This is a genomic window from Pseudomonas oleovorans subsp. oleovorans, from assembly GCF_002197815.1.
Lineage (GTDB): Bacteria > Pseudomonadota > Gammaproteobacteria > Pseudomonadales > Pseudomonadaceae > Aquipseudomonas > Aquipseudomonas oleovorans.
Genome location: NZ_NIUB01000007.1, coordinates 113,758 through 130,112 on the forward strand (window position 1 = coordinate 113,758; position 16,355 = coordinate 130,112).

Sequence of the window (16,355 nt, forward strand, 5' to 3'; positions counted from 1 at the left end):
GCCGAGAGTACCCGGTCAGGGCAAAAGTTCAGTGCAGACTATCCGCAGAGCCGGGCAAACGAGAATTACCGCAGAGTGCAGGCGCCTGACGCTGGCAAAGCGCGTCGGGTCGGTTAACATGCGGGATTGACCATAATTGCCAAGGACGATGCGCCTCACGTCAGGCAGCAGCGCCGCTTTTCAGGGATGGTGGAGCCATGAACCAGCGTCGCGGCTAGAACATTCACACCTGCACTCAGTTGATCAGTGTCGGCCCGTCCCTGCTGCTGACCGGCTTTCTCACCCATCCGCCTGCAGGACCTGCGCCTGGAGCAAGGTCATATCGGCCACTGGAAAGCCTGCTGCGTGCCACCCTTGGCCCCCCCGACGTGCGTTTCGCTGAAGTGCGTGACCGCGACGACAACATTCTGGTCTACGTCGAACGGCCCAAGGAACAAGGCCATAGCACGCCGCAAGTCGAGGTGTTCCAGGCACCGACTCGCCTGCAGGGCCAGCCTGCCCATACGCAAGCGCTGCCACCCTTGGGCAAGTCACTCGGCGACGGCTACCTGGGCCGGGTTGTGGTGGGCATGTCCAACGACACCTTAAATACGCGCCAGCAGGAGATACTGTTCAAGGCCGGCGTTCTCTCATTGCTTGCCCTGCTCCTGACCTTCCTGCTCGCCCGTACCCTGGCCGAGCGCATGAGCGGCACCCTGTGCGCGGAAAGCCAACTGGACACAGGCTCGGTGTTTACCCTGGAAATACCGCTGCCCTTTCTGGCCCACAACGAACCGGTACAAAGCAGTGACACTCAAAACCTGGGTAGCGGCGAGGGTCAGTCGGTGTTGCTGGTCGAGGACAACCCGGTCAACCAGACCGTGATCGAAGCCATGCTGCGCAGCCTGGGCTAGCAGATCAGCCAGGTCGGCGACGGCCAACAGGCCGTACAGAACTGCCGCGCACAGGATTACGCCGCCCTCCTCATGGACTGCAGGCTACCGCTGATCGACGGTTACGAGGCAACGCGGCAAATTCGCCAGCTCGAGGCAGACAACAACTGCCCATCATCGCCCTCACCGCCAATGCCCTGCAGGGCGACCGCGAAGCCTGCCTGGCCGCCGGAATGAACGATTACCTGGCAAAACCATTCAAACGTGCCGACCTGCAACGTATCCTGCAGCGCTGGCTGCCATCGCGACCTTAGTCAACTGGCGCCCGTGACAAGCCGGCGTTACAAGGGGAAACTGCGGCAGCTGTGACAACATGGAAGCAGCAGAGTACAACTGTACTCACTGCGCTGTGACTTTCACCACAACGCAACAGTCTATGACTAGGCTGCCGGCGCCCGGTCTGATTTTCCAGACGCGCCGGCCAGGACGATTCGCCCAGCCTTAGAAGCGTGGGGACAATTGAGGAGCTCGCATGACAAGACAAAACGCCTACACCCGGGAAGATCTGCTCGCCTGCAGCCGCGGCGAACTGTTCGGCCCGGGGAACGCGCAACTGCCCGCCCCAAATATGCTGATGATCGATCGCATCGCTCACATCAGCGAAACCGGCGGCAAGTACGGCAAGGGCGAAATCGTCGCTGAGCTCGATATCAATCCGGACCTGTGGTTCTTCGGCTGCCACTTCGAGGGTGATCCGGTCATGCCGGGCTGCCTCGGTCTCGACGCCATGTGGCAGCTGGTCGGCTTCTATCTCGGCTGGCAAGGCAACCCGGGGCGCGGCCGTGCCCTGGGTAGCGGCGAAGTGAAATTCTTCGGTCAGGTACTGCCGACCGCCAAGAAGGTCACCTACAACATTCACATCAAGCGCACCATCAGCCGCTCGCTGATCCTCGGCATCGCCGACGGCACCGTAGCCGTCGACGGTCGCGAAATTTACAGCGCCGAAGGCCTGCGCGTCGGCCTGTTCACCTCCACCGACAGTTTCTGAAGGACTTGCACATGCGTCGTGTAGTGATCACCGGTCTGGGCATCGTTTCCTGCCTGGGCAATGACAAAGAAACCGTTGCCGGCAGCCTTCGCGTGGGCAAATCAGGCATCCGTTTCAACCCCTCCTACGCCGAAATGGGCCTGCGTAGTCATGTCTCCGGTTCGGTCAACCTGAATCTGGAAGAGCTGATCGACCGCAAACTGTTCCGCTTCATGGGCGACGCTGCGGCTTACGCCTATCTGTCGATGGAACAGGCGATCAAGGACTCCGGCCTCAGCGAAGAGCAGGTTTCCAATCCGCGCACTGGCCTGATCGCCGGTTCCGGTGGCGCTTCCACCGTCAACCAGATGGAAGCCATCGATACCCTGCGCGAAAAAGGCGTCAAGCGCATCGGCCCATACCGCGTAACCCGCACCATGGGCAGCACCGTATCAGCGTGCCTGGCGACTCCGTTCAAGATCAAGGGCGTCAACTTCTCCATCTCCTCGGCCTGCGCCACCAGCGCACACTGCATCGGCCAGGCCATGGAGCAGATCCAGCTGGGCAAGCAGGACGTGGTCTTTGCCGGCGGCGGTGAAGAAGAACATTGGAGCCAGAGCTGCCTGTTCGACGCCATGGGTGCCCTCTCCACCCAGTACAACGAGACCCCGGAAAAAGCCTCGCGCGCCTACGACGCCAAGCGTGACGGTTTCGTCATCGCCGGCGGTGGCGGCATGGTCGTGGTCGAGGAGCTGGAGCACGCTCTGGCCCGCGGCGCCAAGATCTACGCGGAAATCGTCGGTTACGGCGCCACCAGCGATGGCTACGACATGGTTGCTCCGAGCGGCGAAGGCGCGATCCGCTGCATGCAGCAGGCGCTGGCCACCGTCGACACCCCGATCGACTACCTGAACACCCACGGCACCTCCACCCCGGTCGGCGACGTCGCCGAAATCCGCGGTGTACGTGAAGTGTTCGGTGACAAGGCTCCGGCCATCAGCTCGACCAAGAGCCTGTCCGGCCACAGCCTCGGTGCAGCCGGCGTGCAGGAAGCGATCTACTGCATGCTGATGATGGAAGGCAACTTCATCGCCGCCTCGGCCAACATCGACGAACTCGATCCGGAAGTCGCCGACATGCCGATCCAGCTCAGCACCGTCGAGAACGCCAAGCTCGATACCGTGATGAGCAACAGCTTCGGCTTCGGTGGCACCAATGCCACCCTGGTGCTCAAGCGCTGGGCCGGCAAGTAACTGCTGCCGCGGTAAAGAAAACGGCGCCTTCGGGCGCCGTTTTCGTTCGTGCTGCTTTCCCCTGCCGCTGGCAGGAGGGAAAATGGCCGTGCCTCAGACCTTGAAACGCGCTACCAGGTTGTTCAGGTCGATCGCCAGGCGCGACAGCTCCTGGCTAGCCGCACTGGTCTGGTTGGCACCCGCCGAACTCTGCAGCGACAGATCGCGAATATTGACCAAATTGCGATCCACCTCCCTCGCCACCTGAGCCTGCTCTTCCGACGCACTGGCAATCACCAGGTTGCGCTCGTTGATCGAGGAGATCGCCTGAGTGATCAACTCCAGCGCCGCGCCCGCAGCCTGGGCCACCTCAAGGGTGGAGCGGGCGCGATTGTTGCTGCTCTGCATCGACCCGACCGCCTGATCGGTGCCGCTTTGAATGGCACCGATCATCTGCTCGATCTCCTGCGTGGATTGCTGAGTGCGATGCGCCAGCGCACGCACCTCGTCAGCCACTACAGCGAAGCCTCGTCCCGCATCACCGGCCCGCGCCGCCTCGATGGCAGCGTTGAGCGCCAACAGGTTGGTCTGCTCGGCAATGGAGCGGATCACGTCAAGCACCTTGCTGATCTCACGGACCCGCTCGGCCAACTTCTCAACCTCACCCGCGGTGCCATTTACGTCATCAGCCAGCTGACTGATTGAGCTCACGGTCTGGCGCACCTGCTCGCGCCCCTGCTGTGCGGTCACGGTAGAGGCGCGCGACGCTTCCGAGGTACTCACCGCATTACGCGCGACCTCTTCGACCGCGGCAGTCATCTCGTTGACTGCCGTAGCAGCCTGTTCGATCTCGGCGTTCTGCTGATGCAGGGCGCGAGTCGAATCTTCGGTCACCGCATGCAATTCTTCGGATGCCGATGCCAGTTGATTGGACGAGTCGGCGATGCTCTGAATGGTGTTACGCAGGCTCTGCTGCATGCTTTTCAGGGCGTTTAGCAGCCGTGCCGGCTCGTCACGGCCCTCGACGTGGATGCTCTGGGTCAGATCACCCGACGCCACTACCTCGGCAAGACGTACCGCCTCCTTCAGCGGCGCGACGATGCTACGGGTCAGCAGCAGTGCCAGGCCCACGGTAGCCAGCGCCGCCAGTGCCATCATCACCACTACCCAGGTACGCGCCGAATCGAACACCTGCCCAGCCTTGCGAGCTGCCTCGATAGCGCCCTTGCGGTTCAGCTCGGAAAGATCAGTTAGAGCACGCGCCATATCATCGGCATGTTGATTAAGCGTGCCACGGGTCACGGCAATGGCATCGTCGAAGTTACCTTGGCGAATGAAGGCAACGATCTTGCCCTGCTCCTGCAAGTAGGCCGCTTCGGCTCGGCGAAAAACCTCGTAAAGGCTACGCTCCTCACTACCGGAGATAAGCTTTTGATACGGGGAGTCAGCCGCACTCAACTCAGTACGCAGTTCATCGGCAAGGCGCAGGTTCCTCTGAAGCTCATCAGGCTCACGACTGAGCATCAGCCGCAGCGTCACGGCACGCAGACGCAGGATGTCCTGGCTGACCTCCCCCAGCGCCATCATACTTGGCAGCCAATGCTGATCGACTGCCTCGGACTGCTTGCGCATCTCGCTCATCTGCAACAGCGAAAAAGCCCCAAGCAGCAACACCAGCAAAGCCACTAGACCGAACCCCAAGGCAGCCCGTGGTGCGATAGAAAGATTACGCAGCGACATTTTTGCCACTCCCATTGCGCGCAGAAATCGAGACATCCTTCGCCGCACTTGGCAAAAGACCTTCAGAGATTGCGCTAATCCCTTCTTTCTTATCGACGCGATTCAGTCGTTCTTGATAAGGAAATAAAGAAATTTCTAACGACGCAGAGCCTTGGCCATCGCCTGGTCGACGTGGTGTCGCCATTCGTCATCGCGCCACTGCTCCTCCCGACGCGCCTGCCAGTCATCGATGCGCTGCACGTCTTCGCATTGGCGGAAGCCATCCTCCCAGCCGCGGGCATACAGCGGCTCGGCCATGTAACGTGGCACGTCCTTGTCGAACTGACCGAGCGGGCCAACAGCCGAACGCCCACTGCTGCAACCGTCCTCGAAGCCGTCGACGAAGGTCGGCGGATAGTTCTCTGCCAGCATCTGCTCGCGCAGGCTCTGACACCCCAGCAAGACCAGCAACGACAGGCCACAGATCAGCAAACGCGCGACCTTCATGACTTCATACCCCCTCGATTACGCCGAGCAGCCGATCCTTTAACGCGCACAGTGCCCATGCGCTGGTGCTGCATGCACCGCTGGCCAACGCCGAGCGCAACGCCGGAATATCGACACCTCGCAGGTAACGCTCGGCGTCGTCCATGCGCTCCTGGCCACCAAAACCGCCACCGCGCATTTCCGCCAGCGCCTGCTCCTTGCTCCAGTTCTGGTAGATCACCCGGTACATGGCGGCGATAAGACCCGTACGATTCTGCCCGTGCTTGCAGTGAATCAGAACGCGGCCACGGCTTTGCGCGTGGTGAATGCTGCGCAGCGCTTCGATGACATCGGCGTCATCGATACGGTCGGTACGCAGCGGCAGATGCACCTGAACAACCTGGGGATCCTTCAACCACTGCTCATCGCCGCGCTGGTAGAAGTTGATCACCGTGGCGATACCCAGCGCCTGCAACTGTGGCAGGTCCCTGGCACTGGGCAAGGCGCTGCGATAGAGATCAGGCGCCATGCGATAGAGGTTGATGCGGCTGTCCAGCGACTGAGCCCAACTGGCCGGACGTTCGCCCTGCCCGGGTACTGGCGCAGTGGTGGCGGCCCAGACCATGCTCAACGGCAGCGCCAGTAGCGCTGCGAAAAACACCATTGCGGCCAGCGTCAGGCGCAGGCCCTGTAGAAATCTGTTCATCGGCAGGTTTCTCCCCATTTCAGCGAGTTATCTGATAGCTGGTGGGCCGGCGCTCGATAGAGCAGCCCGCGGTAGGTCAGCACGCAGATGCTCCAGTCGATCAGCAGCGTCCACAGGTTGTGCGAGAGAAAGTGCGCGCCTTGCAGCATGCGACCCAGGGAAAACAGAGAACCCAGCCCCAGCGCTACCACCAGCGCGATGCGTGCTGCCCGCGGCCTGCGGTCGCGCAGGACGAAGAACAGCGCCAGCAGCGAGAATCCTGCCGAAGCATGCCCGCCCGGCCTGCATCGGCCGGGGTTGGCCGGGGCTGGCGGTGGGTGCACGTTCGCTCAGCAGCGGGGTGAACTGCTCCTGGCCACCAAACTCGCTCAGGCTCCAGGGGCAATGCATACCGGTCAGCGTCTTCAGCGGCGTGACCACCGAAGTCGACAGACCCAGCGCCAGCACCAGATAACCGAGCTGTCGACGCCAGGCACGCAGCCGTGTCGGCATGAGGCTGAGCAGAAAGCCGGCGATGGCCAGCACACCGAGCATGATCAGCGCCTGCTTGGCACGGTCATGCAGGATGTCTTCGAGCCAGAAACTGCTACGACCGATGAAGCCCTGGCCAGGTTCGTAGAACAGACGGGCCAGGGCGAAGTCCACAGGTGTGGGATCGACTACCAGCAACAGCGCCATCAGCAGCAGCGCAATACCCAGCGCCAGGCGAAAATCGAAATAACGAGACGGCATCTTCATTCCTTAGCGCTGGCTGAGCTGCTGGCTCGATTGAGCGTCTGGTTGCCAGGCGATCAGCCGCTTGCCGAAGGCATGACTGGCGCCCTGGTAGTAGGCGATGTCGCGCCGCAACAGCGGATCGGAATCATCCACCCGCCACTCATGACTCAGGCCCAGAGCATCGTCGTGGCGACGCATGCCCTGGCGCGGGCTGAGAATCGCCAGGTTCTGCCCATCGAACAGGCCCAGATGCTGGTAGTTGCCGAGTAGTGCCCGCCCGGGCGCGTGGTCGGCGCGCAGCAGGTTGCGACCAAAGAAAGTGGAGACGTAATCCAGGTTGAGCAGACCAAGCAGTGTCGGTGCTACGTCGATCTGACTGGCCACATCGGTGTACTGCGCCGGCTTGACATACCTGGGCGAGTAGATGAACAGCGGGATCTGGTAGTTGGCCAGCGGCAGATCCTCACGCCCGGCGCTGCCTGCGGTGTGGTCGGCGACGAAGACAAACAGCGTGTTGTCGAACCAGGGCTTGCTGCGCGCCTGCGCCAGGAACTGGCCGATGGCGTAGTCGGTGTATTTCACTGCTCCCTCACGCCCCTCGCCGGAGGCGATGTCGATACGCCCGTCCGGGTAGGTGTAAGGCCGGTGATTGGAGGTTGTCATCAGTTGCAGGAAGAACGGCTTGCCGGCCGCATGGTCGCTATCGGCCACCTTCAGCGCCTGATGGTAGAGATCCTCGTCGGCCATGCCCCAGGCATTCTGGAAGCTCATCTCGGACTCATCGACGCTGCTCTGATCGACGATGCGATAACCATTGCCGCCGAAGAAGGCGTTCATGTTGTCGAAGTATCCGCGCCCGCCATAGACGAAGACGCTGTCGTAGCCCTGCGCGCCCAACTGCTGGCCCAGGCTGGCATAGCCGGACTCGCGGCCGATGCGCTTGACGATGGAGCGCCCCGGGGTCGGCGGTACCGACAGGGTCAGCGCCTCCAGACCGCGGTCGGTGCGCGTACCCGTGGCATAGAAATTGGTGAACACCAGGCTGTGCTTGCGCAGCTCGTCCAGGTTCGGGGTCAACCCACGGGTATCGCCAAAACTGCCCAGATACTTGGCACTCAAGCTCTCGATGGTGACCAGCACCACGTTGAGCTTGCGCGCCTGGCCGGGGTTGTCGATCACCCGGCGAATGTCCTGCGGGTCACTGCCGATGAAGCGCGCATTGGGCTCGGCCACTTCGGCGCGCAACTGCTCGGCCACCGCAGCATCGGGCAAGGTGGCGTAGAACTGCTGATAGTCCAGCTCGTTGTTACGAAACGCAGCGAAGAACTGGTACGGGCCATTGCTCGCCAGCTCACGCTGGTAGGTATTGCCACCCAGGCTACGCGGCGCGTCCTGCCCCACCAGGCCGCTGCACAGCCCGACCAACAATGCCAGCATCACCAGTGCATAGATCGCACGCAGCCGTGGCAAACGCGGCGCCTGCAACGCCGCACGCAGCGGCCGGCGCAGCGCTACGGTCAAGCCGATGGCCAAGACCGCCAGCAGCGCCAGCAGCGGATAGATCGGGTAGGACTCGAGAATGTTGTCGACGACCTCTTTGGAGTACACGAGGTAGTCCACGGCAATGAAATTGAAGCGCACGCCGAACTCGTCCCAGAACAGCCATTCGGCCACCGCGGTGAATAACATCGCGAACAGGCTGACGGCCGCCAGGGCGATCAACAGACGCTGGTGCCAACGGCGCTGCCACAACCAGGCAGGACACAGCAGCAGGTAAAGCGCCAGCGGCGCGGCGGCGTAGACCAGGAAGCTCAGGTCATAGATCAGACCGACGCCATACAGGCCAAGCAGGTTCGGCAGGGTGACACCGGCATCGCCCAGATGCGCAATCAGCAGCACGCTACGAGTGAGGAAGAAAACCGCCAGCCAAGCCAGCAGAATGATCGACAGATAACGAAGTTGCGCGTAATGGAGACGTGGCAAAGTATGATCCTTGTAGGATGAACGAGCCGCAGTCTGCGAGGCGAGCCGTGAGCCTCTCGTCAAAGCCGTGTGAAAAAATCGTCAAACCCAGGAATTACTCGCGATGCGCATTCTGGTCATCGAAGACAACCGAGACATCCTCGCCAACGTGCTCGACTACCTGCAGCTCAAGGGCTTTTCCGTCGACTGCGCGCAGGACGGTCTCAGCGGTCTGCACCTGGCCAGCAGCGGTCATTACGATCTGATCGTGCTGGACATCATGCTGCCCGGCATCGACGGTTATCAGGTGTGCAAGCGCCTGCGCGAGGACGGGCGCAGCGAGGTTCCCATCCTCATGCTGACCGCGCGCGATGCCCTGGATGATCGCCTGCAGGGGCTCAATGCCGGCGCCGATGACTACCTGATCAAGCCCTTCGCGCTGTCCGAACTGGTGGCGCGCATCGAGGCGATCCTGCGCCGTAGCCGCGGCAGCCGCAAACGCCAGCTGCAGGTCGCCGATCTCAGCTACGACCTCGATACCCTGCAGGTCAGTCGCGCCGGCCAACTGCTCAAGCTCAACCCGTTGGGCCTCAAGCTGCTGGCCATCCTCATGCAACGCAGCCCAGCGGTGGTACGCCGTGAAGCGCTGGAAGAAACCCTGTGGGGCGACGATTGCCCGGACAGTGACAGCCTGCGCAGCCATGTCCATCAACTACGCCAGGTACTCGACAAACCCTTTCCCACACCACTGCTGCACACCATCCACGGCGTCGGCTATCGCCTGGCGGAGAACCCCGATGCTGTCTAAGCAGCCCTTCCAGCGCCGGATTCTGATCGCCTTCGTGCTGATGACGGTGATGGTCAGCGGCCTGTTCTCGTTGAGCATCGTCGGTGTGGTGCATTTCATCGAGGAGCATCTGGTTTCCCAGGAGATGAGTCGCGAGCTGGGTGAAACACTGAACGAGGACATCCGCCAGGGGCGCCCACCGCGCCTGGACTCCAGCACCCGCTTCTTCTCGTCGAATAATCCCGACTATGCCATCCCGCCCGAATATGACGGCCTGCGGGAAGGGTTCAACGAGGTCGTCAGCGGCAACGAGGCGTTTTACGTCTACGTACAGAAGATCAACGGCGAGACCTACATGCTGGTGCAGGAGCAACAGGAATTCGAAGCCCGCGAGAATGCGCTGTTCAATGTGGTGCTGGCGGGCTTTCTGCTGACGGTGATCGCCGCCTGGGGCCTGGGCTTGATGATGGCGCGCAAGGTCATGGCGCCGATCAGCCGGCTGGCGCAGCAGGTGCGTCATCGCGACCAGCTGCATCCGCTGGCGCCACCATTGGCACCGGATTACCCCGACGACGAAATCGGCCAGTTGGCCGCTGCCTTCGACAGCACGCTGGGCCAGGTGCGTCAGTCCCTGGAGCGCGAGCGTCTGTTCACCAGCGATGTCAGCCACGAACTGCGTACACCGCTGATGGTCATCGCCACTTCCTGCGAGCTGCTTGCCGAGGCGCCCCTGGGCTCGCGCGAGAAGGAACAGGTGGCGCGCATCGCCCGCGCCAGTGAGGAAATGCGCGAACTGGTGCAGACATTCCTGCAGCTGGCGCGCGACAAGAGCAACGAAGCCGCGTTCGTCGGCGACCGTACCCTGGCTGCCGTCGCCGATGAGCAAGCCAGTCGCTGGGGCGCGCTGATGAAAGAGAAAGGCCTGGACTTCCAGTTGATCGAGGAAGGCCAGGACGACGGCCGCTACAACGCCACGTTCCTCGGTACGGTGATGGCCAACCTGCTACGCAATGCCCTGCACTACACCGAGAGCGGCAGTGTGCGCCTGATCCTCGAAGCGGGCGCGTTTCGTATCGAGGACAGCGGCGCCGGCATTCCTGCCGAGCAGCACGAGCAGATTTTCCAGCACTTCGTGCGCGGCTCGCAGGCACGTGGCGAGGGGCTCGGGCTGGGGCTATCGCTGGTCAAACGCATTTGCGCCAAACAGGGCTGGAGCGTCAGTTTGCAGAGCAAGCCAGGTCATACCCGCTTCCGGGTCACCCTGAACAATGGCGCTTGACGAAATTTTCACACCCTTTTGACGCGGCCTTGATGCCCTGCTCTTTAGGCTGACGAACGTATCCATCAAAGGACGTTCGTCATGCCCAAGCCTAGCCCCATCGAACTGGACTTTTCCCGCAAGTACGATTTCGAGCATTCGCAGCAATACCTGCACAAGCATCAGGATGGCCTGGCCCGACGCCTGTCGCACTGGCGCGACGTACAGGTGGCGCGCCGTGCATTGCAGATGGCCGATAAGCCGAATCTGGTACTCGACCTGCCCTGCGGCGCCGGGCGCTTTTGGCCGATGCTCTGCGAGCAGCCGAACCGGGTGATCTTCGCCGCCGACAACTCGGCCGACATGATCGCCACCGCCCGCGCTGCGCAAACGCCTGAAGTGGTGGCGCGGATCAACAGCTTCCGCACCTCGGCCTTCGATATCGACCTGGGCGCCAATGCGGTGGACTGCGTCTTCTGCATCCGTCTGCTGCATCACATCGAATCGGCCGAACACCGCCTGGCCATCCTTCGCGAGCTTCATCGCGTCAGCCGCGATACGGTGATCGTCTCGCTATGGGTCGACGGCAACTACAAAGCCTGGAAACGCCGCCGTCTGGAGGCCCGTAGAACGGCTCAGGGCCGCGCCGCGGAAAACCAGAACCGCTTCGTCGTCGCTCGCAGCACGGTGGAAGAGGAATTTCGTCAGGCCGGCTTCGCCATTCTCGGCCACCTGGACTTCCTGCCCGGCTACGCCATGTGGCGCACCTACGTCCTGCGCAAGGTGGCCTGAGATGGGCGTCCTCAGCGAACAGGCAATGGCCGCCCTGCCCTCGACCGAATTCGATCGCTGGTGGTACAGCCCCGGGGAATGGGTCGAGCCGGCCAATCAGCGACGCGGCGGCGAAAGTGGCGTGCGCCTGCTGCAACACTGGGACACAAGCCGGCCCCTGCTGTTCTGCAAGCGCCAGAGCGGGCATCTCTACCGCTCGCTGCGCCACCCGTTGGGGCGGCCAACCATCCTGCGCGAGCTGCAGGCCTACCGCGCCCTCGCCCGCCTCGGCATCCGCACGCCGAAGATCGTCTACTGCTCGGCGCGCAAGCAGAGCGGACAGTGGCAGGCACTGTTGGTCACCGAAGCGCTGCAGGGCTTCGTCAGCCTGGAACAGTGGTACGAAGAGGCGCATGCAGCGAAGCTCCACCAGGCCATGCTGCAACGCCTGGCCGTCACCCTGGCGCGTCTGCACCTGGGTGGATGGCAGCATGGCTGCTGCTACGCCAAGCATCTGTTCGTCAAAGCTCGCAGCGACGGTGATGTGGACATCGCCCTGCTGGATCTGGAGAAAAGCCGACGGCATTGGCGTATTGCCAGCGCTTCGCGGCGTGATCTCGGCCAGTTGCAACGCCACGGCGGCAGCATGCCCGAAGCTGACATGCTCTATCTGCGCCAGGCTTACCAGCGTGCGCTGAACGATCCATGGGGTGGGCTGCAATCATGAACGACAGCCCCGATCTGGACGCCCTGTCCTTCAAGGGCCGCCGAGGCCTGGCGCGCATCTCCGACGCCACCGGTTATTCGCTGGCCGGGCTGCGCGCGGCCTACCAGGGTGAAGCCGCGTTCCGCCAGTTGCTGTGGTTGAACCTGCTACTGCTGCCGCTGGCCTGCCTGGTCGATGTCGGCCGCGCCGAGCGCGCGTTGCTGATGCTGGTGCCGTTACTGGCGCTGATGGTGGAATTGCTCAATTCCGCCATCGAGGCGGTGGTCGACCGCATCTCGCTGAACCTGCACCCGCTTTCCAAACAGGCCAAGGACATGGGCAGCGCGGCGCAAATGGTCGCGCTGCTGATGATCGCTCTGACCTGGGCGATCATCCTGCTCTGATCAGCGCACCATGAAACGCTGTTCGGCCAGCTTGCGATCCCCCTGATAGACGATGAAATGCCATTCGCCGGGCACCACTTCATGATGCTCGGTGAATTCGAAGGCCATCACGTCCTGCGGTGCACCGACCACCAGCTTCTGCTGCACTTCGAACTTGTCATGACGCTGACCATCCGGCGTGACAACGCCTGGCGTGAGGTACAACAACGTCAGTGGAATATCACCCTCACGCTTGCCGGCCAGGCTGTAACGCATGCCGAACTTGGTGCCGAGCTTGGCGGGAATCTGCTCGGTGCGCTCGATGTCCTGATTGCTGCGGGTCAGTACCCGCTCGCCGGGCTGAAAATCCTGATACTGGCTGCTGAAGATGCCGTATTCCACCGCCCCTTCGACACGGACGTCAGCCTGGCTCAGACCTGCCCAGGCGAATAGACCGGCCATCACGGCCACTCGAGTGTAATGCATGGTGCGCTCCTCGTTGAGATGAGCGCGAGCCTATGACGTGTGAATGACAGGTTGATGACATATTGCCCTTACCGCCCTTGCTTGTAAGACTGCACCGCACGGTTTAAAGGACATTACCGAGGGAACCTGATGTCGTCGCTCACGCCCCCAAGCAGCCTTACCCCGCATCACGCCAAATATTTCGCCTGGGAGCTCACGCGCCGTCGCGCTGCCAGCGAAGAGGATCGGCTCTCCCAATCGCTATTCGATGCCAGTGTCGATCGCAATCCACACCAGATAGACGCAGCCCTTTTCGCCTTGCACAACCCACTCAGTAAAGGGGTGATGCTGGCGGATGAGGTAGGCCTCGGCAAAACCATCGAAGCCGCGCTCGTCCTGTGCCAGATGTGGGCAGAACGCCGCCGTCGTTTGCTCGTCATCTGCCCGGCAGCGCTGCGCAAACAGTGGGCACAGGAGCTCTCCGACAAATTCAACCTACCGACGCAAGTGCTGGACGCTCGGACCTGGAAATTGCTCCGCGAGCAAGGCATCTACGATCCATTGGATCGCGACGTCATCAGCATCATGTCGCTGAACTTTGCAGCCCGTATGGAGGAGCAGCTTGGCAACATTCCCTGGGATTTGGTCGCCATCGATGAAGCCCACAAGCTGCGCAACGCCCATCGCAAAAGCAATGAAACCGGCCAGTCGCTCAAGCGTTCATTGGCTGGACGGCGCAAGCTTCTGCTGACCGCCACCCCTCTGCAGAACTCATTGATGGAGCTGTATGGTCTCAGCTCCTTGATAGACGAAGACATCTTCGGCGATGAGCGCAGCTTCCGTGCCCAGTACAGCAACATCGACGCGGATCTAGTTGCGCTAAGTCGCCGCCTGCATGCCTTCATCAAGCGCACACTGCGTAAAGACGTCCTTGAGTACGTGCCCTATACGCAGCGTCACGCACTGACTACACCGTTCACCCCCAGCGATGATGAACAGCGCCTCTACGATCTCATTTCCACCTACTTGCATCGCGACTTCAGCTACGGCTTTCCACAACGGCAAAAGCATCTCGTCGCACTCATCCTGCGCAAGCTCCTGGCCTCTTCGACAGAAGCTGTTCTGGCTACCCTGGAAGCCATCAAGGCGCGCCTACAGAAGCTACTGGATCGCCAGAGCATCGATGAGCAATGGTTCGAGCATCTGATCGAAGAGAACGAACTAGAAGAAGACCTACTGGAAGCCGCAGAAGATGCAGCAGGTTACGAAGCCCAAGACTCGGCCAGCAAAATCGACTTCGAGCTGCTGAGCAAGGAAATCACCGAGCTCGATACCTACATCGAGATTGCCCACAGCATCCGCGAAGACCAGAAATCATTCGCCTTGCTCAATGCGCTGGAACAAGGCTTTGCACGCATGTCCGGCATGGGCGCCCCACGTAAGGCCGTCATTTTCACCGAGTCACGCCGGACTCAAGAATACCTGGCCCGTTTTCTAGAAGCCCACGGCCACCTTGGCAAAGTCGTCACCTTCAGTGGCGGCAACCAGGGTGAGGCCGCTACCGGCATCTATCAACGCTGGCTGGCTCGCTACCACGGTAGTGACCGTGTAACCGGCTCGCCAGCTATCGATCGCCGCACAGCGCTTATCGATCACTTCCGTGATACGGCCGAAATTCTGATTGCGACCGAGGCTGCCGCCGAAGGTGTAAACCTACAGTTCTGCTCTTTGGTCGTGAACTATGACCTGCCGTGGAACCCGCAACGAGTAGAACAGCGCATTGGGCGTTGCCACCGCTATGGCCAACGGTTTGACGTAGTCGTCATCAACTTCCTCAACCAGCGCAATGCCGCAGATCGACGAGTCCTGGAACTCCTTCAGGACAAGTTTCATTTGTTCGATGGCGTTTTTGGTGCGTCTGACCAAGTGCTCGGCAGGATCGAAGCCGGCATTGATTTCGAGAAGCGCATTGCTGAGATCTACAACTGCTGCCGCACCCCACAAGAGATCGACGCAGCGTTCACCAGCTTGCGTGCCGAACTGGACGCCGACATCCAGGCAAGAATGCTGGAAACCGAAAAGCTCCTGCTGGAAAACTTCGATGCGGACATTCACAGCCTGCTCAAGACCCACAAAGAGCGCGCCGAAAGCCAGCTAGACCGTATAACCCGCCTGTTCTGGAAGCTGACTCAGTACATCCTGGCTGAGCACGCTAAATTCGACAGCCAGAACCTGGCTTTCGATCTCCAGCTGCCACCTCTCCCACAGGTGGTCACAGGGCATTATCAGCTCATCCGCAAAGGCGAACAGGCCAAGCAGATCCAGCCTGAAAACACCCGCATCTACCGGCTTACACACCCCCTTGGTGAATACGTTCTCGATCAAGGCCGCAGCGCTCAGGCGCCCAGCGCAACGCTGCACTTCAGTTATGCGCAATGGCTTGAAGCCCGTAACCCACGTATCAGCGTGATCGAGCAACTGCTGGGTAAACAGGGCTGGCTTCAGCTCAACCTGCTGGAACTCGATAGTTTTCAGCGCGAAGAGCACTTGGTTTTCACCGCCATGACCGATAGCGGCGAGCTACTCGATCAAGAAACCTGCGAGAAGCTCTTCCAGCTTTGCGCAAATGTAGAGCCAACGCAGATCAGCCCGCCTGATGATCTGCATGGCAATGCCCGTCGCCAGATCGATGCCGCATTGAGCCAAGCACTGGAACACAATGACAAGTTCTTCCAGCAAGAACGCGACAAGCTCGATGCCTGGGCCGAAGACCGCATTCTCGCTGCCGAGCAAGCCCTACAAGACACCAAGCTCAAGCTCAAAGGACTGAAACGTCAAGCGCGAGTTGCCCAAAGCATGGACGAGGCCCGCCGTCTGCAGGATGACATTCGCAAGGTAGAGGGAGAACAGCGGCGTCAACGCCAGGAAATCTTCTCCGTGGAGGACGAAATCGAGGCTCGCCGCGATGCGCTCATCGAAGCTCTGGAGAAACGCCTGCATCGCGCCAGCCGTACCCAAACACTCTTCACCGTGCGCTGGGCCGTGATTTGACACGTCGCCGAAAGAGCATTTCGAGAACACGAGGGGCACACATGTCGCCACCAGCGACATGAACGCAAAACGTGTCGCCGAAATCTAAAAATAGCGACACGTCATGCATACATGTTTACACTGCAACCACGAAAGGGCGCTCACCAGAGCGCCCTTGCCACTAGCAGGCCGTTGAAAAACGTAAGCGAGGCAACCAGTGCAAGGCAAAAGCAG

General features: G+C 61.2%; 13 protein-coding genes and 2 pseudogenes. 9 read left to right on the plus strand and 6 right to left on the minus strand.

Features of this window, described 5'->3' with window-relative positions; genetic code table 11:
• Positions 1-659: 659 nt before the first annotated feature.
• The 3 genes and pseudogenes from PSOLE_RS25260 to fabB form a co-directional block, all read left to right on the plus strand.
• Positions 660-1,186: pseudogene (locus tag PSOLE_RS25260) on the plus strand (response regulator); the annotation flags it as partial.
• 218 nt (positions 1,187-1,404) lie between these two features.
• Positions 1,405-1,920 carry a 3-hydroxyacyl-[acyl-carrier-protein] dehydratase FabA gene (gene fabA / locus PSOLE_RS06055; RefSeq protein WP_003240795.1) on the plus strand — a complete coding sequence of 172 codons (516 nt, stop codon included), beginning with the start codon at positions 1,405-1,407 and terminating at the stop codon, positions 1,918-1,920.
• An 11-nt stretch (positions 1,921-1,931) separates the two neighbouring features.
• A complete protein-coding gene (fabB, locus tag PSOLE_RS06060; protein ID WP_074857232.1) occupies positions 1,932-3,152 on the plus strand; it encodes a beta-ketoacyl-ACP synthase I in 1,221 nt (406 codons plus the stop codon).
• Between the two features lie 93 nt (positions 3,153-3,245).
• Here fabB and PSOLE_RS06065 read toward each other — a convergent pair whose 3' ends face one another.
• From PSOLE_RS06065 to PSOLE_RS06085, 5 genes and pseudogenes are all read right to left on the minus strand, one after another.
• Positions 3,246-4,871, minus strand: coding sequence for a methyl-accepting chemotaxis protein (locus tag PSOLE_RS06065; RefSeq protein WP_074857235.1), 1,626 nt, complete (start codon positions 4,869-4,871; stop codon positions 3,246-3,248).
• 135 nt (positions 4,872-5,006) lie between these two features.
• On the minus strand, positions 5,007-5,357 hold the full coding sequence (locus PSOLE_RS06070) for a hypothetical protein (protein ID WP_003240801.1): 351 nt from the start codon (positions 5,355-5,357) through the stop codon (positions 5,007-5,009).
• A gap of 4 nt (positions 5,358-5,361) precedes the next feature.
• Positions 5,362-6,042 (minus strand): dual specificity protein phosphatase family protein, encoded by a 681-nt coding sequence (locus tag PSOLE_RS06075; RefSeq protein WP_083393727.1) that lies wholly within the window; start codon positions 6,040-6,042, stop codon positions 5,362-5,364.
• Positions 6,039-6,774: pseudogene (locus PSOLE_RS06080) on the minus strand (phosphatase PAP2 family protein). The gene PSOLE_RS06075 and the pseudogene PSOLE_RS06080 overlap by 4 nt, the downstream one beginning before the upstream one ends.
• Before the next feature lie 9 nt (positions 6,775-6,783).
• Positions 6,784-8,742, minus strand: a complete 1,959-nt coding sequence (locus PSOLE_RS06085; protein ID WP_074857241.1) for an LTA synthase family protein — start codon at positions 8,740-8,742, stop codon at positions 6,784-6,786.
• Between the two features lie 103 nt (positions 8,743-8,845).
• Here PSOLE_RS06085 and PSOLE_RS06090 point away from each other — a divergent pair, with 103 nt between their 5' ends.
• From PSOLE_RS06090 to PSOLE_RS06110, 5 genes are all read left to right on the plus strand, one after another.
• Positions 8,846-9,529: a response regulator transcription factor gene (locus tag PSOLE_RS06090; RefSeq protein WP_003460545.1), complete on the plus strand. Its 684-nt coding sequence runs from the start codon at positions 8,846-8,848 to the stop codon at positions 9,527-9,529.
• Entirely contained in the window at positions 9,519-10,787 is a 1,269-nt protein-coding gene (locus PSOLE_RS06095; RefSeq protein WP_074857243.1) for a sensor histidine kinase, read from the plus strand. Before PSOLE_RS06090 ends, PSOLE_RS06095 begins: the two co-directional genes overlap by 11 nt.
• 81 nt (positions 10,788-10,868) lie before the next feature.
• A complete protein-coding gene (locus PSOLE_RS06100) occupies positions 10,869-11,558 on the plus strand; it encodes a class I SAM-dependent methyltransferase (protein ID WP_074857246.1) in 690 nt (229 codons plus the stop codon).
• 1 nt (position 11,559) lies between these two features.
• The gene (locus PSOLE_RS06105; protein ID WP_074857248.1) at positions 11,560-12,264 is read left to right on the plus strand and encodes a lipopolysaccharide kinase InaA family protein; all 705 of its coding nucleotides are present in this window, start codon (positions 11,560-11,562) and stop codon (positions 12,262-12,264) included.
• The gene (locus PSOLE_RS06110) at positions 12,261-12,647 is read left to right on the plus strand and encodes a diacylglycerol kinase (protein ID WP_074857251.1); all 387 of its coding nucleotides are present in this window, start codon (positions 12,261-12,263) and stop codon (positions 12,645-12,647) included. Before PSOLE_RS06105 ends, PSOLE_RS06110 begins: the two co-directional genes overlap by 4 nt.
• Here PSOLE_RS06110 and PSOLE_RS06115 read toward each other — a convergent pair whose 3' ends face one another.
• Complete coding sequence (locus PSOLE_RS06115) at positions 12,648-13,112, minus strand: DUF3859 domain-containing protein (protein WP_074857253.1); 465 nt, start codon at positions 13,110-13,112, stop codon at positions 12,648-12,650.
• Between the two features lie 129 nt (positions 13,113-13,241).
• On the opposite strand from PSOLE_RS06115, the gene PSOLE_RS06120 reads away from it, so the two are divergent.
• Positions 13,242-16,142 (plus strand): SNF2-related protein, encoded by a 2,901-nt coding sequence (locus PSOLE_RS06120; protein WP_074857256.1) that lies wholly within the window; start codon positions 13,242-13,244, stop codon positions 16,140-16,142.
• Positions 16,143-16,355: the final 213 nt, after the last annotated feature.

Bases quoted from the DNA above. Each gene is read 5' to 3' on its own strand.
- fabA (WP_003240795.1), top strand. From the start codon at position 1,405: ATGACAAGACAAAACGCCTACACCCGGGAAGATCTGCTCGCCTGCAGC.
- fabB (WP_074857232.1), top strand. From the start codon at position 1,932: ATGCGTCGTGTAGTGATCACCGGTCTGGGCATCGTTTCCTGCCTGGGC.
- PSOLE_RS06065 (WP_074857235.1), bottom strand. From the start codon at position 4,871: ATGTCGCTGCGTAATCTTTCTATCGCACCACGGGCTGCCTTGGGGTTC.
- PSOLE_RS06070 (WP_003240801.1), bottom strand. From the start codon at position 5,357: ATGAAGGTCGCGCGTTTGCTGATCTGTGGCCTGTCGTTGCTGGTCTTG.
- PSOLE_RS06075 (WP_083393727.1), bottom strand. From the start codon at position 6,042: ATGAACAGATTTCTACAGGGCCTGCGCCTGACGCTGGCCGCAATGGTG.
- PSOLE_RS06090 (WP_003460545.1), top strand. From the start codon at position 8,846: ATGCGCATTCTGGTCATCGAAGACAACCGAGACATCCTCGCCAACGTG.
- PSOLE_RS06095 (WP_074857243.1), top strand. From the start codon at position 9,519: ATGCTGTCTAAGCAGCCCTTCCAGCGCCGGATTCTGATCGCCTTCGTG.
- PSOLE_RS06100 (WP_074857246.1), top strand. From the start codon at position 10,869: ATGCCCAAGCCTAGCCCCATCGAACTGGACTTTTCCCGCAAGTACGAT.
- PSOLE_RS06105 (WP_074857248.1), top strand. From the start codon at position 11,560: ATGGGCGTCCTCAGCGAACAGGCAATGGCCGCCCTGCCCTCGACCGAA.
- PSOLE_RS06110 (WP_074857251.1), top strand. From the start codon at position 12,261: ATGAACGACAGCCCCGATCTGGACGCCCTGTCCTTCAAGGGCCGCCGA.
- PSOLE_RS06115 (WP_074857253.1), bottom strand. From the start codon at position 13,112: ATGCATTACACTCGAGTGGCCGTGATGGCCGGTCTATTCGCCTGGGCA.
- PSOLE_RS06120 (WP_074857256.1), top strand. From the start codon at position 13,242: ATGTCGTCGCTCACGCCCCCAAGCAGCCTTACCCCGCATCACGCCAAA.